Here is a 21,497-nt window from a genome sequence, read left to right on the forward strand (position 1 = left end):
CCTTCAGCCTAGTTGAAACGAAGTACGTCGGCCTCCGAGCCGCTGGGAAAGGAAATGCCCAGCATGGCCGAGACGGTAGGTGCCAGCTGGGATATGCTCACCTTGCGCCAGGTGGCGCCCTGCGGCACGCCGGGTCCCATAAAGATCAGGGGCACATGCGTGTCGTAGTTCCAGGGCGAGCCATGCGAGGTTCCGGTGGGATAGCCTGAGTCGAGCCATCCGGGCGCCAGCTGCAGGAAGACGTCGCCGGAGCGGTCGTGATAGAAACCCCGCTGGAACATGGCCTGCACGCCCCCGGTGTAGGAGCGGCGCAGGAAATTGTATGCGGTGTTGGTGGCCTGCACTCCCTCGTATCGCAGCAGGAAGTCGGCGGCGCTCCGCTGCATGCTTTCCAGATCGATTCCCCGCTGCGCGACGAGCGCGCGGTCAAGATAGACCTGCTGGTTGGTGTAGGACTCGATCCAGTCGCCCTCCCCGTAGGTCTCCTCGAGGTGGTTACGCAGGCCGGTCAATGCGGCCTCCCGGTCGAAGCTCCCCCCCGGCAGGCCCCTGTCCACCAGCTCGGCGGGCACGTCCACCACCCCGTGGTCAGAGGTAAAAAAGACCATGTAGTTTCCCTCTCCCACCTGGCGATCCAGGAAATCGAAAAGGGCGGCCATTTCGCGGTCCAGCTTCAGGTAGGTGTCGGCCAGCTCCAGGGAACGCGGACCGAACTGGTGTCCCACGTAGTCGGTGGAGGAGAAACTGACGCCCAGGAAGTCGGTGACGGCGTCAGCGCCCAGGTTCTCCTCCGTCACAGCGTGCTCGGCCAGCGTACGCACAAGGGTGTTGCCAAAGGGCGAGGTGCGGATGCGGGCGGGGTCGCCACCCATGGCGTGCGGGAAAACCGGCCGCTCCTCTCCGTCGAAGGTACCCTCGTAGGGGGTGTCGTCAGGGTTGGCGGCCGCGTAACGATCAGCCGGCATCGCGAGGGTCCACGTGCTGTCGGAGAAACGGCGAGCGAGACCCTGTTCGTTAAAGTTCTCCACCCAGTCCGGCAGGGCGTCCATGTACCAGGAGCTGCTGATAAAACGGCCGCTGTCGGAATCGTACCAGTAGGCCGCGTCGCCCACGTGTCCCGCGGGAATAACCGCCCCGCGGTCCTTGATGGAGACCGCCACCACGTTGGAGGCGGGATCGGCCGATTTTATCTCGTCGGCCAGGGTTGTGGCGCGCAGGTTACGCGGCGACATCTGTCCCACGCTTCCCACGGAGCCCACGGCGGACACCGAGGTGTCTTCCACCACGTACATCGAACGTCCCAGCTTCCGGTCGTACCATGCGTTGCCCACGATGCCATGCACGGAGGGCGTGGCGCCGGTAAAGACCGAGGCATGACCGGGTCCGGTATAGGTAGGAAAATAGTTGAAATGGGCGTTGTCAAAGCTGAAGCCCTGCCGTGTCAGGCGGCGGAAGCCGTCTTCCCCGTAGAGTTCGCGGTAGCGTTGCAGGTACTCATAGCGCATCTGGTCTACCACGATGCCCACCACCAGGCGGGGCCCGGCCTCCTCCACGGCGGGAGAGGCTTCAGACTGCGCACCGGCGGGATTGGGCGCAAGGGTCAGACAGAGAGCAAAGGCGAGCAGGGGCGTCAGGAAAAGGCTGCGTCTAAACATGGTACGGTCGATGTAGGGTTCGCTTAGGTTTGTGTAAACATAGTAATAATTACGCGGAGGAGCGGTAAAGAAATCGTTACCATCCGACGCTTCGGGCCCGAAAAAAAATTGGGCTTGCCCCTTGCATCGAACCGTCGGAGACCCTACATTTAATCGTATATTTACGATATACGATTTTGTCACAGGGCAACGCGACCCCAAAATTCAAAACGTACACAACATAACGCTTTATTCCCTACCGCCATGAACACCAAAACCAAGACCCCCGAAGAACTGAAACAGGCCGTCAAGGAAAAATATGCGCAAATAAGCCGGCAGTCGCGCGAAAAGAACACTGCCTCCTGCTGCGGGGCGGGCTGCGGATGCCGTCCCGGCGCAGAGACCGAGTCCGCTCCCGAAACGGTGGAGTATTCCGTCTTCGCCGACTCCTACGAAGACCTGAAGGGCTATAACCGCGAGGCCGACCTGGGACTGGGATGCGGGCTCCCCACCGAATACGCCCGCATCTCCGAAGGCGACACCGTGGTGGACCTGGGCTCCGGGGCGGGCAACGACTGCTTCGTCGCCCGCTCAGTGACGGGCGAAAGCGGGCTCGTCGTGGGCCTGGACATGGTGGAAGAGATGGTCGAAAAGGCCCACGCCAACGCCGAAAAGCTGGGATACGACAACGTGGAATTTGTGCTGGGTGACATCGAGGCGATGCCCCTGGAGGATGGCATGGCCGACGTGGTGGTCAGCAACTGTGTACTCAACCTGGTACCCGACAAGCGAAAGGCCTTTGCTGAGACCTTCCGCATTCTGCGCGGAGGGGGACACTTCAGCATTTCCGACGTGGTGACCCGGGGCGAGCTGCCCGTCGCCCTTCAGCAGGACGCGGAGATGTATGCCGGCTGCGTATCAGGCGCTATCGACATCGATGAATATCTCGGCATCGTCCGCGAGACCGGCTTCCGCCACCTCGCCGTTCAGAAGGAGAAGGAGATTACCCTTCCCGACGAGATCCTGCGCAACTACTTCGGCCGGCAGGAGCTGGCGGACTTCCGCAATTCCGGCACCGGCATCTACAGCATTACCCTCTATGCAGAAAAACCTGAAGCATGAAATCGCCCTCTTCAGCGACATACGCACCTGCCGGGCCGGGCTGACTGCAGCCTGCTCGGCATGGTGCAGCGGGCCGATGCCCTTCTATTGCTTATTTTTACATCTGAATTCTTGCAATGAGGCCGGGGACGGATTATATATACTTAAGATGTTGATTCTACTTGGGTGATGCTCGTGCTCGAATACCAATTCAAATTGCCGGATTATGAACAGAACAATGATCGTTTCCTTTGGTACCCTGCTGGTCCTGATGCTCTGTGCCTGCAGCGGGGAACAGCAGCCGGAACAGACCGTTCCTTCCTATTCGGCAAACACCATCGCCGACATACAGGAGTGGCAGGTTCCCTGGGAGGACAGCCGTCCCCGGGACCCCTACGTGGCTCCGGACGGTGACGTCTGGTTCGTGGGTCAGCGGGGTGACTACATCGCCGAATTCAATCCCGACAATCAGCAGTTCCGCCGCATCGACCTGCCGGAGGGCGCCGGTCCCCATAATTGCATCGTGGATGACGAGGGCTTTATCTGGTACGCCGGCAACCGGGCCGCGCACATTGGACGCGTGAACCCGGAAAACGGGGAAATCGAGCAGATTCCCATGCCCGACGACCAGGCCCGCGATCCCCACACGCTGGTTTTCGACCGGAACGGAGACATCTGGTTCACCGTGCAGGGCGGCAATTTCGTGGGCAAGCTGACCGTGGCTGACCGCAGCGTGGAGCTCATCGAGGTACCTACCGAGCGGGCGCGGCCCTACGGCATCGTGGTGGACGAGGACAACCGCCCGTGGATCGCCCTTTTTGGCACCAACAAACTGGCCACCGTGGATCCCGAAACGATGGAGCTTACCGAAATTTCCCTGGAGCGAGAGGATGCGCGTCCCCGGCGCATCGAATGGACCTCCGACGGGCGCGTCTGGTATGCGGACTACGCGCAGGGCTACCTGGGCGCGTACAACCCAGCTGACCAGAGCTTCAGCGAATGGGTGATGCCCGACAGCGCCGACGCCAATCCCTACGCCATGGTTTCCGACGACCAGGACAACCTCTGGATGGTGGAGACCGGCGTGGAACCCAACATTTTCCTGGGCTTCCATCCCGAGTCGGGCGTGTTCCACAGCCAGGAACCCATCGAAAGCGGAGGCGGCACCGTTCGCCACATGTTCTATCACCAGCCCACCAACTCCATCTGGTTCGGCACCGATACCAATTACCTGGGACAGACTACACTCGAGCAGTAGGTTGCGCGGCTCCCTGCGGAACATAGGACTCTGCCTGCTGGCACCTTTCGCGGTACTATGGGCGGTTCCCGAAGCGCCGCCGAAGCACGCCGATCTACTCGCGGAACCGGTCCACGCCCCCTTCCCGGAGCAGCTCACCGGGGCCTTTACCGGCGACTTCGGCGAGGATACCTGTCGGAGCTGCCACTTTGACTACCCGCTGAATCCCGAGGGGGGCTCCCTGGAGCTGAAAGGCATACCCGAACGCTTCGCGCCCGGCCAAACCTATACCCTGCACATCATTCTGCGCCGGGAGAATCTGCGCCTGGGCGGCTTCCAGCTGACGGCACGCCATTCCGACAGCAGCCAGGCGGGACGCTTCTCGGTGGATTCCCCCTCCCTGCAGTTCACCAGGGGTCTTGGCGGTGTAAACTACGTGCAGCACACCCCCTCCTCCACCGAGCCGGCGGAGGAGGGCCTCATCCGCTGGGAGGTGCCGTGGACCGCACCGGCCTCAGGCGAAGTGCGCTTCTCGCTGGCCGCCAATGCCGGCAACGGCGACGCCTCCGCCTTCGGCGACTACATCTTCAGTCTCAGCCGCAGCGTCGCACCTGATGAGTGATTCCACCCGCCAGACCGTGGACCGCTACGACCGTCGGGCCAGCCGCTACGAACGCCGCTGGGCTGCCTACCTCCGGCATACCCACGGCCGCTTCATGAAGAAGCTTGACTTCGGCAAAAACGACCGCCTGCTCGATCTCAGCGCGGGCACGGGACTGCTGGCCTCGGATCTGCTGTCCTCGGGCCGGTCCTTCGGCAGCCTCACTCTCAACGAACCTTCCCGCGGCATGCTCGACCGTGCCAGGAGCCGGCTGTCCGGGCGCGACGACCTCACCTTCACCTCCTATGCAGCGGAAAACTTTCCCTGGGAAGAATACCGTTTCGATGCCATTTTCATCCTCAACGCCCTGCACTTTTACCCCCGTCAGCGGGAGATTCTGCGAGGCGCCTATGAAGCGCTGGCCGGCGGAGGACGCCTGTACCTGTTGGACTGGGACCGAAGCGGCTGGTTTCGTCCCATAAACGCCTTTATCCAGGTAACTATGGCGGAGTATATTAACACGCGCTCGCTGGAAGAGATACGCGGGATGCTGCAGGAGACAGGCTTTGCCGTGCGCGGGATGCGGTCCTGGCGATTCAGATGGTGGAAACTCTGCTACGCGGAAGGTTTCAGGGAAGGTTGACCTCCAATACGCGCCGCCCCTCCGGCGCCAGGGTGGGTCCCCCGGGCAGGCACTCAAGAATGGCCTCCCTCAGCGCATCCACCAGCCGGCGCTTGAGATAGGTGCGATGTATGGCCAGGCTTACCTCGCGAACAGGCTCGGGTTTGTGAAACGAGCGCAGACGGGCCCGGTGCTCCTCCCTCATGTCCACCGTTGCCAGCTCCGGGAGAATGGTGATGCCGTTGTTGCGTTCCACGAACTTTCGGAGGGTTTCGATGCTGCCGGCCTCGTACGTGAAGGAGGCCTCCTGCACCTGCGAGCGCTTCAGCTCGCACAGCTCCAGGATCTGGCTGCGGAAACAGTGGCCCTCCTCCAGCAGCCACAGCTGGTTCACGTCTATGTCCTCCGCCAGGATGTACTCCTTGTCGAACAGGGGATGCGAATGCGCCAGGTAGGCGTAAAACTTCTCGTAAAAAAGAGGGATCTCTTCCAGGGCGGCGTTATCCAGCGGTGTCACCAGCAGACCGGCATCGATGCTCCCCTCGCGAAGCTCCTCCTCGATGCGTCCGGTCACCATCTCCGACACGGCCAGTTTCACCTCGGGATGGTCCCGAACGAAGGACGGCACAAAGTGAGGCAGAAGGTAGGGCGCCAGAGTGGGAATGACGCCGAGCCGAAGCTGCCCCCGGAGAGTGCCCCGCTCCGCCTCGATGACCTCGGGGATCTCCTCAGCGTGCCGCACCGCAGCGCGGGCCTGGCGGATTACCTTGACGCCTATGCCGGTGGGCACCACCGGCTGCCTGTTGCGGTCGAAAAGTTTCACCCCCAGCTCCTCCTCCAGTTTCTGCACCATCATGCTCAGGGTGGGCTGGGTGACGTGGCACGCTTCGGCCGCCCGCCCGAAGTGGCGGTGGTCGTCTACCGCAATGATATACCTGAGCTGCTGGAGGTTCATGAAAGGCCGGAGCTGAGAAAGCAATAGATGCTGTCTATGACGCAATAAATATAATTGTTTTTACTTATTGGGCCAAAGAGCCCTATCTATGCTACAGAGACAAAAGATGCGGCCGTTGCCGCTTTTTCCAGAGCGTGCACCCTCCGCAGGACCGTATCGAAGATCACGACCGTATCATGCAACGAGATTGACAAGGCTTGGGAATGAAGGTCGCCGGACCCTCCCGGGTCTACGGCTGACATTCCCTTTCGTGATCAAGGAAGGCAGGTTCGTGGAAGCGGGCCTGCCTTTTTTTTGATCAAAGAAGAGGCTTGGCGGGTTAATCCTGGTCGGGCATCTCGGCCAGGTAGATATGCTCCCCCAGATTGCGGCCGACGGTCTGTTCGGACTCTTCGATAAACAGGGTGACGGGACCCTCAAAGGGGGCTTTTTCGTGGATGGTTACCTTGACGCCCGGCAGCAGGCCGATCTTTTCAAGGTAGCGCAGCACTTCAGGATCCTGGTTTTTTACACGGGTGACAATGTACGTGACGCCTTCGCCCGCCTCGTTGAGCGGCGTGTCATCCATGACGGGCATGATTCCATCCTTGCTGGGGATGGGATCGCCATGAGGGTCGTGGGTAGGGTGGTCCAGAAGCTCGGCGATCTTGTCCTCAAACTGCTCGGAAATATGGTGCTCCAGCTTTTCCGCCTCGTCATGCACCTCATCCCAGGAGTAGCCCATCACCTCCAGCAGGTACAGTTCCAACAGGCGGTGGTGGCGGATAATCTCCAGTGCGATCTTGCGTCCGGAAGAACTCAGCGAGGTACCCTTGTAGGAGCGGTAGTTCACCAGGCCCATCTTGGCCAGACGCTTGACCATATTGGTGGCCGAGGCCGACGAGACATCCAGTGCCTCGGCGATGCGGGTGGTGGAGGCTCCTTCGCCCTCCGTCTCCAGCTTGTATATGGCCTTGAGATAATCCTCTACAGCCTGGCTGAGTACCATAGGCAGGTGCGTGAAATAGGACGGTGTAAAGTTTCGGGGCGTAAATATATTAATTCTGCCCGTGGAATACAGTAGGAATAGCAGCACGGCCGTACGAACTTTCGGGCAATATGCCTATGTTTAGCCCTGTTATACACCACGCATTAGTCTCTTAATTCATGTACCAACTCAACGTGATTAAACCAGTCGTTCTCTCCCTCGCACTGGCGCTGATGCTCCTGGTGACGGGCATCCCTGCCGCCGCGGCCCAGCCTGCCGGAGAGGTCCAATCGGAGGCTGCGGCTGACTCCTCCTGGGGTATCGGCTGGCACGCCATGCAGCAGGCCCAGAAACTCGCCGCCGACCGCGGACGCAAGGTACTGGTCTACGCCCGGGCCGAGTGGTGCACCTACTGCAAGCGTATGGAGAAAGAGGTGCTTCCCGACGGGGAGGTGGGCGCACTCATCGACCGGCATTTCCTGCCGGTAAAGATAGATGTGGAGTCCGATTCACTTATGCATTTCAACGGGCGCAGCCTCAGCCAGCGACAGTTCAGCAACGAGATGCGCGCGGTGGCGACCCCCACCTTCGTCTTTATCTCCGGGGAGGGCGAGGTACTGGGCATTCAGCCGGGTTTCCTGCCCAAGAATACGTTCATGGCCCTGCTCACCTACGTGGGAACCGATGCCTACCGGGAGATGGACGCAGGCGCATTTATCAAACAATGGAAAGAGGAGCACAGCGGCAGGTAGGTCCTTACCCGTATCGGATGACCACCATGGTCATGTCGTCGTGCTGCTTGGCCTCCCCTACGAATTCCCGCACGTCCTCGAAGAGGCTGTCCAACACCCCTTTGGAAGTCTGTCCCCCATGGGCCTTCAGCAGCTCGCGCAGCCTCACCGCCCCGTAGAAGCGGCGTTCCTCGTCGAGGGCCTCCACGATGCCGTCGGTGTAGAGCAGCAGGATGTCGTCCTTCTCCAGCTCCACGGTCGTCTGGTGGATATTCAGGTCAAAGGATTCCTCGCGGGTAAGACCGATGCCCAGTCCGCCGGGCTGCAACTCGCGAATGCGGTCTTCCGAGCGGTCGTAGTGCAGGGCGGGATTGTGGCCGGCGCGTGCAAAGGTGAAGGTGCGCGAACGGGTGTCGATAATGCCGTAGACCAGGGAGATGAAGGTGCCCTTCTGGGCGTTGTCAAAAAAGAGGCGGTTGGTCTTCTTGAGAAGGTCGGCCGGGGAATCGGTTTCCCGGCAGAGGCTGTGGATGATGCCCTTGATGAAGGTCATGTAGAAGGCGGCCTGAATTCCCTTGCCGCTCACGTCGCCTATGGCCACTGCCATGCGGTGCTCGTCCAGCGGGATCAAATCGTAGTAGTCACCCCCGGTCTCGTGGGCCGGCTGGCAGATGGCGGCCAGGTCGAGGGAAGCCAGCCGCGGGATGCGCGTGGGCAGGAAGGACTGCTGTACTTCGCGGGCGATGACCAGCTCCTGTTTAATGCGCTCCTCCTGGGCCAGCTCCTCCACGTACTCGGGCACATAGCGCGGGAGCACCCGCTCCTCTTCACCCATAAGAATGGCCAGGCTGGCCGCGCTGATTAACAGAAGCACAAAGACTAGAAAGGTGACGAAAACGTAGAGGTCGGGAGAGTCGGGAGCCACCCAGCCGGAGGCGGTGCGCACCAAGCCCAGGAAAAGGAATAAAGAGATCAGCAGCGTGGAAAAGTCCCACTTCAGGTAGATAAGCGTCAGGGCCAGCCCCACCAGGCAGCCCGCCAGGAATTCCGGTCCCGCGGGTCCCGCGGCAATGTTCAGCGGGAAGAATACCCCGCAGGCCAGCGTCATGGCTGCGCCGGTCCAAAGGCGGCTGCGCGAGCGCGACCATACCAGGCTGCCCAGGATGAGAAAGATGCCCAGCACCGCGGTAAAACTGAACCAGCTGTTGTGAAGCATTACGTAGAAGGGCGGCCAGCCGGCGGTGCCATCCAGGAATACGCCCCCTTCGGGTATGCCCAGGTAGAGACCCTGCATGGCCCACAGAAGAAGCGTCCAAATGCCCGCAAGGACCAGCGAGAGGGTGACCGAGCGCAGTACTACCGATCCCACGGGTTTGTTGAAGACCGTGCCCTGCCGGATATAGTCGTAGGTGGCAAGTTTCTGCGGCCAGTGCTGTCGGGTCACCGAGTCACTGGTGGCAAACAGGATAAAAAATCCCACCGAGGCCGCTGCCGCCATGATGCCGGTGCCGATGAGCAGAAAGATGGCCTCGAACTGCCCGCCGGCATCGCCGAAGAGGTCGAAGCTCGCAATATTCTGCAGGATAAAGAACCCGGCAATACCCAGGCCCGATAGTATGGCCACCACCAGGGCCGACCGGGTGTCAATGGCCCGCGCGCGAAGTCGGTAAAAGAAGAGTATAAGGCAGCCCAGCAGGAAAATGACGACCACGGCGTTCTCCACCGTTCCGGCCACCGTGCCCCAGGTGGCGCCATTCGGCCGATCGGGATTCCAGGCGGCATTCATCTGCAGCAGAGACCCGGTGGGCGCAATCTGCACGTCCAGTCGCAGTTGCTGGCCCTCGACCGGTGCGGAGTGGAATCTCACCACGGCGGAGTTGGTGCTTTCAACGCGCCGGATGAAGACCGTATCCCGTGCGAAGGTACTCCGGGCCCAGCCGCTTTGCTCCATAAAATGGCGTGCCATGCGCTCAGCCTCAAGCCGATTGATCCGGAAGGGCTGGCCTCTGCTGAAATTTTCCCTCATGGCCTGCAGGCGGGATGGTCCGCCCTCCACGGGCTGCTCAAGATCGAAGTAGAGCCGGCGGGTAAGGGCCGAGTCGGTCTGCCCCTGGATGGGGAGGGAGACAAGGGTATCGTCAATGCGCTCGCCGAAAGCCCTGGCCAGGGCCTCACGGTCAAGCAATTGCCGGGGCAGACGGTTGAGACTGTTGCGCAGCTCAAGGAAGTTGCCCTGCGGGTCGAAGCGGACACGGATGCCTGCATTCTCGCCCGGCGACGGAGGATCTCCGCTGGAGTTGACGCTCATCTCCACGTTGCCATCCTCCTCGCTGAAGGGATCGTAGAAGGCCACCTCCCAGTAAAAAGCCTTTAAGCCGGGATTCGTGTCCGCGCGCAGGACCTCCACGGCGCGCTGCCTTCCCATCTCCCGCTGCAGGCTGTCCAGCATCACCGAATAGGGCCGCAGATGCACCTCGGTCCGGTAGTCGCTCAGGCTATAGCCCAGGCTGGAGAGCTGCTCCACCGACCGCAGCTCAATTTCGTCGGCCTCCGTGGATATCTCCGCCGTGGAGAGGGGATGCTGGGATGGGTAAAGCAGGAAAAAGACCACCGCCCCCGCCAAACCCAGCAGCAGCAGGAGCACGTCCCGCGAATCAGAGCTGAATGAAAAAATCCCGGCCATAATCAGGTGCCTGACCCGTTTGAATTATAACGTCCAAAATAGTACAAAATCCCGTATTTTTTTAATGTTCCCCCCATAATATAGTGCGACGGAAGTCGAATGATTCGCCCAAGGGGTCATGTTTCGCCTATATGGTACTCATTTGAACGGAAATCGTTGCAGTCTATGTGCCTCATCGCCTTCTCCTACCGCAATCACCCGCGCTACGACCTGGTCTTCGCCGCCAATCGGGACGAGTTTTACGAGCGCCCCACCCGCGATGCGCAGTTTTGGGAGGAACGTCCCCGTCTGCTGGCGGGCAGAGACCTGAAGGCGGGCGGCACCTGGATGGGCATCACGCGCGGGGGACGCCTGGCCGCCCTCACCAACTACCGCGACATGGACAACCATAACCCTGAGGCCGCCAGCCGGGGTGAACTGGTGCTCGAGGCCCTGGCGTACGGGGGCGATACCGCGGAGCTTCTTCGGGAGATCGACGCGCGCGCCGGCCGTTACAACGGATTCAACCTGCTGGCAGGCAGCGTCTGCCGGCTGCACTACTATTCCAGCCGCGAGAGACGTGTCCGCGAGTTGGATCCGGGTCTCTATGGACTGAGCAATCACCTGTTGGACACCCCGTGGCCCAAGGTGCGCTGCGCCAAGTCGGCCCTGGCAGAGATCCTGGCCGGGGAGGATCCCGACAGGGAGGCGCTGTTCGGGATGCTGCTGGACCGAAAGGAGGCGTCCGGAGAACAGCTCCCCGACACGGGACTCCCGCCGGAGCGTGAGAAGGCGGTCTCCCCGGTGTTCATACGCTCGGAAGGCTACGGCACGCGCTGCTCGACGGTGTTGACGGTGGACAAGAAGGGACAGGTATACTTCGAAGAGCGGGTCTATCGGCCGGGAAGCCTGGAGGTGCAAAGTCGCAACCGGTACGAATTCACCCTGGAGGCGGAGCTGCAGAGCTAGGCCTGCAGCCTACCCACCGTCTGCAATCTGCGTGCGGGCGGGTTCGGCACCCTCCGGGGTGTAGTCCGCAGGATCGGGCGTCTTGCCAAATTTCCAGATAATGGCCACGATGAGGGCCACGCCGGTCGGGTAGATGATCCACCAGGGGATGCCCGCCACCAGCAGGCCGATCATGGCCGCCACGCTGATTCCGCCCACGATCATGGCGTAGGGAAGCTGCGTGTTGACATGCTCCACATGGTCGCACTGTGTGGCGATGGAGCTCAGTATGGTGGTATCCGATATGGGCGAGCAGTGGTCGCCCCAGACTGAGCCGGTCAGCACCGCGCTGACACTGGCGTAGATAATCTCCGTCGTCATGTTTACGTCCAGCCCGCTGCTGCTGCCGATCTCCCAGGCCAGCGGCACTACGAGCGGCATGAGGATGCCCATGGTACCCCAGCTTGAGCCGGTGGCAAAGGCCGTCAGGGCGGAGAGTACCAGCACCAGGGCCGGCATCCAGTAGGGATTGAGGGCGTCGCCGAAGACCGACATCAAATAATCGGCCGTACCCAGCTCCACGGTGATGGCGCTCAGCGCCCAGGCCAGCACCAGGATGAGCAGACCGTCGAACATAGTGTGCATGCCCTCCATCATGCCCTCCAGGGTCTCGTCCACGCTCAGCAGCTTCTGTGACAGGGTCATGCCTACAGCGGTGAAGAGCGCAATCAGGGAGCCCCAGAGCAGGGCTGCGTAGGAGTCGGCCGACTGAATAACGTTCTGAATGCGCTCGCCCAGGCCCGCCCGCTCGAGGAAAGCCGCCGCCTCGGCCGTGCCCGCCTCCACGCCGGAAGGCAGCACCGAGCCGGTCACGAAAAGACCGGCCACGCATCCGACCACCAGCACCGCGATGGGCACGACGGCGTTGATCCAGTGGGAGACCTTTTGGGTCTCCTCCTCCTGCTCCTCCAGCTTTTTCTTGTAGATGTTGTAGGTGTCCAGGGAGGGATCATACTTCGCCTTGTAGAGATTGATGCGCGAGGTGAGCATGGTGGCGAAATCCTTGCCCGACCAGGCGATGAGAATCACAAAAAGAATGGTGAAAAAGGAGTAGAAATGGTAGGGAAGGGAGTTGATGAAGACCGAGTAGGCCGCCTCGTTGAAGTCGGGCATCTTCGCCTGGGCGTCGGAGATAAAGCCCACCATGGCACCGATCCAGGTACTTACCAGGGCGATGGTGGCCACGGGCGCCGCGGTGGCGTCCACCAGGTAGGCCAGCTTGGCCCGGGAGATGCGCAGGCGGTCGGTCAGGGGACGCATCATGCTGCCCACCACCATGGTGTTGGCGTAGTCATCGAAGAAAACCACGAATCCCATAAGCGAGGTGGTGAGCTGCCCCTGCACCTTGGTCTTTACGAAGCGGGTGATGGTGCGGATCACCCCGCGGGTGCCGCCGTTGTCGGTGATCACCCCCACCATGCCCCCGATGAGCAGAGTGAAGATAACGATGCTCATGTGACTGGCGTCGGCTGTGGCCGGGACGATGTAGTCGCTGAGAGCGGAGAAGAAGGAGGCGAAGAAATTTTCGAAACCGGGTCCCATAGCCAGGAAGGCCCCGCACCAGATGCCCAGGAACAGGGCGAATAGCACCTGGCGGAATAGAAGGGCGATACCGATGGCCACCAGGGGCGGCAGAATACTGGTCCAGCTCACCCCGGCGTTGCCGGCGCCCGTTCCGCTCCCCTCCTGGGCCAGCTCCGCGGAACCGGAGAGGGCCAGCGAGGGATCCATCCAGAGTGCGACCAGAGCGGCGGCCGCTACAAACAGGAGGATTTTCTTTGTTATGCCGTTCATCATACCGCCTGGAAAATACAATCTGCTGGCTTTATTGCCAGTGTCATTTTTATACGCCCCCTTTTAATCTTTTTACAGATACAATTTTGAAATGTGCGCTGAGCCGGTAACTTATGAACTCTGATATCATTTTAATAACCACGCAAGAATCAAGATCCATGAATAGCATACCCAAGAAGTGGACGGTGGCTGTGGTGACCCTGCTCTGCCTGGCGACAGGCGCCTACGCGCAGGACGACTACAGCTCCTATTCGGAGATGACCGACCGCCTTCAGGCGCTCGAGAGTTCTCATTCCGATTACGTGCAACTGGAATCCCTCACTGAAACGCTCGGCGGCAAAAACGTCTGGCTGCTGACCCTCTCCTCCGGCGATCCCTCCGCCAAGCCCGCCATCGCGGTGGTCGGCGGATCGGAAGGCTCCCATATCCTGGGCAGCGAGCTGGCGGTGCAGTTCGCCGAAAAACTACTGAACGGCACGCCGGGGGACAGCCTCGAGAGCCTGCTCTCGCGCACCACCTACTACGTGGTGCCGCGTCTGAACCCGGACGCCACCGAACAATATTTCGCCGACCTGCGCTACGAGCGCAACGCCAACGCCAGGGACACCGACACCGACCGTGACGGCCCGGTGAACGAGGACGGCTACGAAGACCTTAACGGCGACGGGCTGATCACCATGATGCGGGTCAGCGACCGCACCGGCGACTGGATGCCGCACTCCGACGATCCGCGCGTAATGGTGGAGGCCGATGCCAGCGAGGGCGAGCGCGGCGCCTGGAGGATTTACTCCGAGGGACGTGACAACGACCGCGACGACGCCTTTAACGAAGACGGGGCCGGCGGGGTGGATCTGAACATGAACTTCACCTTCGACTACCCTGCCTTCGAGCCGGGAGCCGGCGCCTTCATGCTTACCGAACGGGAGAACCGGGCGCTGCTCGATTTCCTCATGGAGGAGGCCTGGAACACCTATGCGGTGGTCTCCTTCGGACCGGCCAACAACCTCTCCGAGCCGATCTCCTTCAATCCCGGCGGCATCTCACAGCGCGTCATCGACGGCTGGTACCGCGAGGACACCGAGCTGAACGCCATCGCCTCCGAGCTGTACAACGAGGTGACCCGGCTATCGGGCGGAGAGAACGTATCCGGCGACCCCGGCGACTTCTTCCAGTGGGCCTACTTCCACTACGGCCGCCTCAGCCTGAGCACGCCCGGGTGGTGGACCTCCGGCGAATCGGGCAACGACCAGGCGGACTACCTGGCATGGGCAGACGGCCAGAACCTGGATGCCTTCGTGCCGTGGACAGAGATCAGCCACCCCGACTTCCCCAACCGCACGGTGGAGGTGGGCGGCATCAAGCCATTCATGATGCACAATCCCCCCTACTCGGCAGTGGATACGCTGGCGGACAAACACACCGCCTTCCTGGCGCAGCTCAGCACGCTTCAGCCTTCCGTGGAGATCACCAACGTGGAGGTGGAGGAGGCAGGCGAGAACCTGACGCGCGTGACGGTCGATCTCTACAACCCCGGCACGCTGCCCACGGCCACGCGCCTGGGTGAGCGTACACGCTGGGTTCGCGACGTAATCGCCGAGATCAGCCTGGGCGATGGACTCTCCCTGGTCAGCGGCGAACGCCTGAGCAACTTCGAATCCATCGGCGCTGACGCCAGCGAACGGCTGAGCTGGCTGGTGCGCGGAAGCGGTACCTTCTCGCTGAAGGCCGGCGCGCCCAACACTGGATTCACCACCATCGAGCAAAGCATTAATCAGTAACAGATATCACTATGAAGACGCTTAACACACTTTGTACGCTGCTACTGACCTGCGCCATGCTGGTCGTCCTGGCCCCCGATCCGGCCGGCGCCCAGACCTCCTCGGAGGGATTCTTCCCGGCCGCGGGCACTCCGGCCAATCCGGAGGTGCAGGCCAGCTGGAACCGCTACTACAACTACCAGGGCTACACCGAACTCATCAACCAAATGGCCGAAGCGCATCCTGACCTGGTGCAGGTGCAGTCCATCGGGCAGTCCTACGAGGGACGTGACATCTGGCTGGTGACGGTCACCAACTTCAACGAGGGCGACCCCGACCGCAAGCCCGGTATGTACATCGACGGGAACATCCACTCCAACGAGATCCAGGGTACGGAAATGTCCCTCTACACCATCTGGTACCTGTCGGAGCAGTTCGGCAACATCGAGTACATCACCCAGCTGATGAACGAGAAGGTGTTCTACATCGTCCCCTCCATCAACCCCGACGCCCGGGAGAACTTCTTTGACGAGCCCAACACAGCCAGCTCCCCACGTTCAGGCATGAAGCCCCTGGACGACGACGGGGACGGCCGCGTGGATGAGGACAACCTGGACGACCTGAACGGCGACGGCTCCGTCACTCTGATGCGACGCAAGAACCCGCGCGGGGAGTACCGGGTCGACCCCGACTATCCCAACCGGATGGTGCAGGTGCCGGATGATCAGTTCGGCAACTACGAGATCCTGGGGCGCGAGGGTATTGACAACGACGGCGACGGGGAGGTCAACGAAGACCGCCCCGGCTACTACGACCCCAACCGCGACTGGGCCTGGAACTGGCAGCCCGACTACATACAGGGCGGAGCGCATAAATATCCCTTCTCCCTGCCCGAAAACCGTGCAGTAGCTGACTTCGTGATGGAGCATCCCAACATTGCGGCCGCCCAGAGCTACCACAACAGCGGCGGTATGATCCTGCGTGGACCGGGTGCTGCCGAGGATGTAAGCACCTACAACTACCAGGACATCCAGGTCTACGACGCCATCGCCGAGAAGGGCGAGTCCTTCATGCCCGGCTACCGCTACCTGGTGGTCTATGACGACCTCTACACGGTATTCGGTGGCGAATTGGACTGGTTCTACGGCAGCCGCGGCATCTTTACCTACTCCAACGAGCTGTGGACCTCCTACCTGCAGTTCTACTCGCAGGACCCGCCGCAGCCCGACGACTACGTCTTCAACCAGAGCCTGCTCTTCGGCGACGCCCACGTGGACTGGGAGTCCTACGACCATCCCACCTACGGGGAGATCGAGATCGGCGGCTTCAAGAAAAACTACGGCCGCGCCCACCCCGGCTTCCTGCTGGAGACGGACGCACACCGCAACATGGCCTTTACCCTATACCACACCTGGAACACGCCCCACCTTGTAATCGACGAGATCTCCACGCGGGATCTTGGCGGAGGGCAGCGCGAGGTCACCGCGGTGGTCACCAACACGCGCCTGATCCCCACCCACGCCAGCCACGACGTTCAGAACAACATTGAGCGGCCCGACTACATCCGCATCGAGGGCGTGGACGTGGAGGCCGGCATGATCGTGGACGACCGCGACATGAACCAGACGGTCGAGCAGAAGGTGAACCCGCAGCAGCTGGAGGTGGAAAACATTCCCGGCATGGATTCCGTCGTGGTACGCTGGATTGTCAGCGGCAGCGGTGACTTTACCGTCACGGTCGACAGCGAGAAGGGCGGTGTGGCCAGCCGCTCCAGCGACGGGTAACAGGTTGCGGGGCGTTCTTGCTCTCGCCGGCCCTCACCGTTGGCCTGCACAAATTGATCTGAAAGGAGTCGCCTTCGGGCGGCTCTTTTTTTTGGTAACAGGTCGACGCCCAATGTGAGGCAGCCGGGTATTGTTCACGGCCGCGATAATAATTTCAGGCATCGGACTGTTTGATGTTTGAAGGCAGACATAGCATTTGGCAACCAGGGACTCACAAGCGAGGGCAATTCATGTCTCCCATACTTTCCACCCACCGTCTGATCGCAATGCTTACACTCCTGCTGGCAGGACTCCTGTTTCAATCCTGCCTGGAATCACATTCGCCCCCTGTCTGCACATTGCAATTTGAAGTCCACCAGGTAACGGTACTGAATGCTGAGGGCGAGGCTGCCGATTCCGTCCAGATCCAGATCACCAACCAGGAGAACGGGGAGTCCTTCAGGCCCTGCGAAAGGGAATCCTACGACTGCCCCGTCGAAGGCTTCGAGGGGAGGTACACCATCATCCATGACGGCTATTTTGAGCATTCCGAAGAGGGAAAGGAGTTCAACCTGCGCGTGACCGGACAGAAGGATGAGATGAGTTTCCAGGCTGACTACACGTTTCGCAATGACGGCTGTCATATCCGCAAGGTGGCCGGCCCGGACAGCGTTTCGCTGGAGGCCTCCAACTGATGGTTCAATGCACCCAGGCGAGCACCGGCGCCCTGGCGGATTCCTACCCGCAGCAGGGCCTGGCCGAGCAGATACGCATACTCCGGTAGCCCGGCACAGATGGCCGCTGGACTATGGCCCTAGCCCAACTCGTCGATGGCCGCACGGATACGCCGCACCGTGGTCTCGCGGCCCAACAGCTCGAGGGTGGGAAATAGATCGGGTCCGTAACCCTGGCCGGTGACCGCGATCCGCAGGGGCATCATGATGGGGCCCCAGCCAATGTCGTGCTCCTCGATGAGTTCTTTGATGTGGTCTTTCAGCGTGCCGGCCGTGAATTCGTCCGCCGCAAGATCGCCAATTCGCCCAAGGTAGTCCTCCAGCAGGCCGGCGCTGTCCTCCTTCCACTTCTTGAGGGCCTTCTCATCGTAGCTCTCCGGGTCCTCGAAGAAAAACAGGCCCTCGGTGACGAAATCCTCCACCTTGCTGGCGCGGTCCTTCATCAGCGGGATGACCTCCCTGAGGTAACCCTCGTCGGGATTGTGGCCGTACTCCCCGGCGATGACCTGCACGCGCGGGTAGAGCTCCTGTACAGACTTCTCGCGCAGATACTGCTCGTTATACCAGATCAGTTTCTTGTAGTCGAAGACCGCCCCGCCCTTGCTGACGCGGTCCAGCGAGAAGAGCCCGGTCAGCTCCTCCATGGAGTGGATTTCGCTGTCGTCGCCCGGGCTCCAGCCCAGGTAGGCCAGGAAGTTGACCAGGGCCTCCGGCTCGAACTTCTGCTCGCGGTAATCCCGGGTGTTGATGGGAATGCCCTCGCTTTCGGCCTTGCGCTTGGAGAGCTTGCCGCCGGAAGGCGACATGATCAGGGGCAGGTGTGCCATGACGGGCGCCTCCCATCCCAGGTATTCGTAGAGCAACATGTGCTTGGGCGTGCTGCTGAGCCACTCCTCGCCACGGATCACGTGGGTGATCTCCATCAGGTGATCGTCCACCACGTTGGCCAGATGGTAGGTGGGCATGCCGTCCGACTTGAGCAGCACCTGGTCGTCCAGGCCCTTGCTTTCGAAGGAGACAAAGCCGCGCACCTCGTCCTCGAAGCGCACCGTCTCCCGGCGCGGCACCTTGAGCCGGATGACGTAGTCTTCGCCCTCCTCCAGCAGCCGGTCCACTTCCTCCTGCGGCAGGGTGAGGCTGTTTTTCATGGACATGCGCGTGATGGCGTCGTACTTGGGCGAGGGGTTGCCCGACTTCTCCAGGCGCTCCCGCATCTGGTCCAGTTCCTCCGGGGTGTCAAAGGCGTAGTAGGCGTGGCCCGATTCCACCAGTTTCTCGGCGTACTGGGCATAGATGTCCTTGCGCTCGCTCTGGCGATAAGGACCGAATTCGCCCGGCTTGCCGGGTCCCTCGTCGAAATCCATGCCCGCCCACAGCAGGGAGTCCACGATGTCCTGCTCGGCCTCCTCCACGTAGCGGGACTGGTCGGTGTCCTCGATACGGAGCACAAACACGCCGTCGTGGTGACGTGCGTAGAGGTAATTGAAAAGGGCGGTCCGGAGTCCCCCGACGTGCAGGAGTCCGGTGGGAGAAGGGGCAAATCGTACGCGAACGGTGCCTTCCATGAATGTGGGCTGTAGGTTAGGGATGCGGTTGGTTGGAAGTCAGGAAAAATAAGGTATTGCGGGGAGGAGTGCTAGTCATCGGGAGAGCATACGGGACCCGCCGGCGCTCCTTCCGGCAAGGTTTAACCCCGGGATGCGAGCCCGATCTGTACTCTATCCGGACAAATCCCTATTCTGGTGTCAATGACCCTTGCACTGCTATATCCCCAGCTGGCCCCCAACCTCTACGACCTGGCCCTGATGATGCGAGCCGACCGGGTAGTGCTGCTGGATACCGAAACGTGGTCGCGCAAAAGCCGCATCCACCGCACCCGCATACGCACCCCGCAGGGCACGCAGTGGATCAACATCCCGGTGCGCACCGATGACCGCGACAAGCCGGTGCGCGCCGTGCGCATAGACCATGCCGAAGAGTGGGCCACCCCCCTGCTGCGCAGCCTGACCTACAACTACCGCAACAGTCCCTACTTCGACTTCTACGAGCCGGAGATCCGCGCCGATTTCGAGGCCGCCGCCGACTTCGAATTCCTGATGCCCTTCGTGCTTCACGTGCAGGAGAGGCTGCTGCGTTTTATGGAGCATCCGGTGCACTACGACCTGGCCTTCGGGCTGGAGGACTACACCTCCGATCCCGACGAGCTGGCCCGGAGGCTGGGCGCCGACCGTCTCTGGCAGGAACACGACAGCCGCCACTACATGCGACAGGCGGAAAACGCTACAGTGCTTCCGGGCTTCCGCCATCCCCGCTACCGCCAGCACTTCGAAGGCTTCGAGCCCTGGTGCGGCCTCTTCGACCTGCTCTTTCAATTCGGGCCCGAAAGCTTTAAGATTACGGACCGCATCCGCGAATCCGCATAAAAACGACATCGGACATGGAGTGTCAAAAGAACCTGTTCCACCTGGAGGAGGGCCACCACTACCTGAACTGCGCCTTCCTCTCCCCCCTGCTCAAGAGCGCGGAGGCGGCGGGCGTGGAAGGCATCCGCGCCAAAACCTGCCCCTGGGAGGTCACGCCCGACCGCTTTTTTGAAGACGGCAACCTCCTTCGGGCGCGCTTCGCCGAGCTGGTGAACGCCCCATCGGCCGACCGGGTGGCCCTCATGCCGGCGGTCTCCTACGGGGTGGCCACGGCGGTGAAGAATCTTCCGCGGCCCGGCAAGGGCCGTGCCTGGGGCCATGGCGGCAGCGGCAAGCCCCGCATCGTGCTCAACGACGAGCAGTTTCCCAGCAACGTCTACGCCTGGCAGCGCTTCGCCCGGGAGCAGGGCTGCGAGATCCACACGGTGGAGGCACCGGAGACCGTCGACGGCCGCGGCGCGGCCTGGAACGAGCGCCTGCTGGAGGCCATCACCGACGACACCCTGGCCGTGGCCCTGGCACCCCTGCACTGGACCGACGGCACGCTCTTCGATCTGGAGGCGGTGGGGCGGCGCTGCCGGGAGACCGGCTCCTACCTGATCGTGGACGGCACCCAGTCCGTGGGCGCCCTCCCCTTCGACGTGCAGGCCGTGCAGCCTGACGCCCTCTTCTGCGCCGGCTACAAGTGGCTGCTGGGACCCTACTCCATGGCGCTGGGCTATTTCGGCGAACGGCTGCTCGACGGGGTTCCCCTGGAGGAGGGATGGCTCAACCGCAGGGAGAGCGAGGACTTCGCGGGCCTGGTGGACTACCAGCCAGAATACCAGCCGGGCGCCCGGCGCTACGACGTGGGCCAGAGCAGCAACTTTGTGCTGGTGCCCATGATGCTGCGCGCCGTGGAGCAGCTACTGAAATGGGGGCCCGCCGAAATCCAGCGCTACTGCCGCGAGCTGACCGCGCCCCTGGCCGGGGAGCTGCCGGTCCGCGGCTACCGCCTGGAGAACCCCGACTTCCGGGCCCACCACCTCTTCGGCATTCGCCTGCCCTCCGGACTTACCAACGAGGAGCTGAAAACGCGGCTGGGCGCACGCAACATCCACGTCTCCCTGCGTGGCTCGGCGGTGCGCATCTCACCCAACGTATATAACACCGAGGAAGACATCGCCGCTCTGATGGAAGTGCTGAAAGAGGTGCAGGAGTAGAAGCTCCACCTGGGGCAGTACCCGCGCCCCGTACAACCGAGCGCCCCTCCTTCTTGCAAATCCCGAATTTTCGTGTATCATTGGCTTAGAACCCAAATCCGGCAGCCTCCCATGGAACAGCAAGCTTCCCACGAAGATCACACGACCGGCGGGTCAGGCGCAGCCCCCGGGAACGGCGGAGGTCCCAGCCTCCCGCCCGATGACGCCGACTGGAGCAGGATCTACTGGATCACCGGCCTGCTGGGACTGGCCTATATAATTATCCTGGGTCTGTTCACCCTTCTCTTCAACACCCCGGCCTCCTGA

Annotated in this window: 18 protein-coding genes; 12 read left to right on the forward strand and 6 right to left on the reverse strand. The window is 61.7% G+C overall.

The features are described 5' to 3' along the window. Positions 1 to 8: 8 nt before the first annotated feature. Entirely contained in the window at positions 9 to 1,655 is a 1,647-nt protein-coding gene (gene pafA, locus U5K31_11030) for an alkaline phosphatase PafA (protein MDZ7773252.1), read from the reverse strand. Positions 1,656 to 1,898: 243 nt separating this feature from the next. Between pafA and arsM the strand changes: the two genes are divergently transcribed. The 4 genes from arsM to U5K31_11050 all read left to right on the forward strand — a co-directional run bounded on the left by arsM (position 1,899) and on the right by U5K31_11050 (position 5,216). Next, complete coding sequence (gene arsM, locus U5K31_11035) at positions 1,899 to 2,756, forward strand: arsenite methyltransferase (protein MDZ7773253.1); 858 nt, start codon at positions 1,899 to 1,901, stop codon at positions 2,754 to 2,756. A gap of 205 nt (positions 2,757 to 2,961) precedes the next feature. Next, positions 2,962 to 3,993 (forward strand): hypothetical protein, encoded by a 1,032-nt coding sequence (locus tag U5K31_11040; protein MDZ7773254.1) that lies wholly within the window; start codon positions 2,962 to 2,964, stop codon positions 3,991 to 3,993. A 1-nt stretch (position 3,994) separates the two neighbouring features. Next, a complete protein-coding gene (locus U5K31_11045; protein MDZ7773255.1) occupies positions 3,995 to 4,594 on the forward strand; it encodes a choice-of-anchor V domain-containing protein in 600 nt (199 codons plus the stop codon). After that, a complete protein-coding gene (locus U5K31_11050) occupies positions 4,587 to 5,216 on the forward strand; it encodes a methyltransferase domain-containing protein (protein MDZ7773256.1) in 630 nt (209 codons plus the stop codon). Before U5K31_11045 ends, U5K31_11050 begins: the two co-directional genes overlap by 8 nt. On the opposite strand, the gene U5K31_11055 is transcribed toward U5K31_11050, so the two are convergent. Further along, positions 5,203 to 6,150, reverse strand: coding sequence for a hydrogen peroxide-inducible genes activator (locus tag U5K31_11055; GenBank protein MDZ7773257.1), 948 nt, complete (start codon positions 6,148 to 6,150; stop codon positions 5,203 to 5,205). The two genes, U5K31_11050 and U5K31_11055, sit on opposite strands and share 14 nt — an antisense overlap. 319 nt (positions 6,151 to 6,469) lie before the next feature. After that, positions 6,470 to 7,138 (reverse strand): metal-dependent transcriptional regulator, encoded by a 669-nt coding sequence (locus U5K31_11060; protein ID MDZ7773258.1) that lies wholly within the window; start codon positions 7,136 to 7,138, stop codon positions 6,470 to 6,472. A 173-nt stretch (positions 7,139 to 7,311) separates the two neighbouring features. On the opposite strand from U5K31_11060, the gene U5K31_11065 reads away from it, so the two are divergent. Then, positions 7,312 to 7,869, forward strand: a complete 558-nt coding sequence (locus tag U5K31_11065) for a thioredoxin fold domain-containing protein (GenBank protein MDZ7773259.1) — start codon at positions 7,312 to 7,314, stop codon at positions 7,867 to 7,869. A gap of 4 nt (positions 7,870 to 7,873) precedes the next feature. On the opposite strand, the gene U5K31_11070 is transcribed toward U5K31_11065, so the two are convergent. Further along, positions 7,874 to 10,531, reverse strand: coding sequence for a SpoIIE family protein phosphatase (locus tag U5K31_11070; GenBank protein MDZ7773260.1), 2,658 nt, complete (start codon positions 10,529 to 10,531; stop codon positions 7,874 to 7,876). A 165-nt stretch (positions 10,532 to 10,696) separates the two neighbouring features. Here U5K31_11070 and U5K31_11075 point away from each other — a divergent pair, with 165 nt between their 5' ends. After that, on the forward strand, positions 10,697 to 11,479 hold the full coding sequence (locus tag U5K31_11075) for an NRDE family protein (protein ID MDZ7773261.1): 783 nt from the start codon (positions 10,697 to 10,699) through the stop codon (positions 11,477 to 11,479). Positions 11,480 to 11,488: 9 nt separating this feature from the next. On the opposite strand, the gene U5K31_11080 is transcribed toward U5K31_11075, so the two are convergent. Continuing rightward, positions 11,489 to 13,312: a Na+/H+ antiporter NhaC family protein gene (locus U5K31_11080; GenBank protein ID MDZ7773262.1), complete on the reverse strand. Its 1,824-nt coding sequence runs from the start codon at positions 13,310 to 13,312 to the stop codon at positions 11,489 to 11,491. 158 nt (positions 13,313 to 13,470) lie between these two features. Between U5K31_11080 and U5K31_11085 the strand changes: the two genes are divergently transcribed. The 3 genes from U5K31_11085 (at position 13,471) to U5K31_11095 (ending at position 17,527) form a co-directional block, all read left to right on the forward strand. Beyond that, positions 13,471 to 15,090, forward strand: coding sequence for a M14 family metallopeptidase (locus U5K31_11085; GenBank protein MDZ7773263.1), 1,620 nt, complete (start codon positions 13,471 to 13,473; stop codon positions 15,088 to 15,090). Between the two features lie 11 nt (positions 15,091 to 15,101). Further along, entirely contained in the window at positions 15,102 to 16,853 is a 1,752-nt protein-coding gene (locus tag U5K31_11090) for a M14 family metallopeptidase (protein ID MDZ7773264.1), read from the forward strand. A gap of 230 nt (positions 16,854 to 17,083) precedes the next feature. Beyond that, the gene (locus U5K31_11095) at positions 17,084 to 17,527 is read left to right on the forward strand and encodes a hypothetical protein (GenBank protein ID MDZ7773265.1); all 444 of its coding nucleotides are present in this window, start codon (positions 17,084 to 17,086) and stop codon (positions 17,525 to 17,527) included. A 119-nt stretch (positions 17,528 to 17,646) separates the two neighbouring features. On the opposite strand, the gene gltX is transcribed toward U5K31_11095, so the two are convergent. Next, complete coding sequence (gene gltX / locus U5K31_11100; GenBank protein MDZ7773266.1) at positions 17,647 to 19,131, reverse strand: glutamate--tRNA ligase; 1,485 nt, start codon at positions 19,129 to 19,131, stop codon at positions 17,647 to 17,649. 183 nt (positions 19,132 to 19,314) lie between these two features. Here gltX and U5K31_11105 point away from each other — a divergent pair, with 183 nt between their 5' ends. From U5K31_11105 to U5K31_11115, 3 genes are all read left to right on the forward strand, one after another. Then, a complete protein-coding gene (locus U5K31_11105; protein ID MDZ7773267.1) occupies positions 19,315 to 19,989 on the forward strand; it encodes a WbqC family protein in 675 nt (224 codons plus the stop codon). 14 nt (positions 19,990 to 20,003) lie between these two features. After that, positions 20,004 to 21,191 carry an aminotransferase class V-fold PLP-dependent enzyme gene (locus tag U5K31_11110; protein MDZ7773268.1) on the forward strand — a complete coding sequence of 396 codons (1,188 nt, stop codon included), beginning with the start codon at positions 20,004 to 20,006 and terminating at the stop codon, positions 21,189 to 21,191. A 111-nt stretch (positions 21,192 to 21,302) separates the two neighbouring features. After that, on the forward strand, positions 21,303 to 21,497 hold the full coding sequence (locus U5K31_11115) for a hypothetical protein (protein ID MDZ7773269.1): 195 nt from the start codon (positions 21,303 to 21,305) through the stop codon (positions 21,495 to 21,497).

The sequence above is a fragment of the Balneolaceae bacterium genome, assembly GCA_034521445.1.
Classification (GTDB): Bacteria; Bacteroidota; Rhodothermia; order Balneolales; family Balneolaceae; genus JAXHMM01.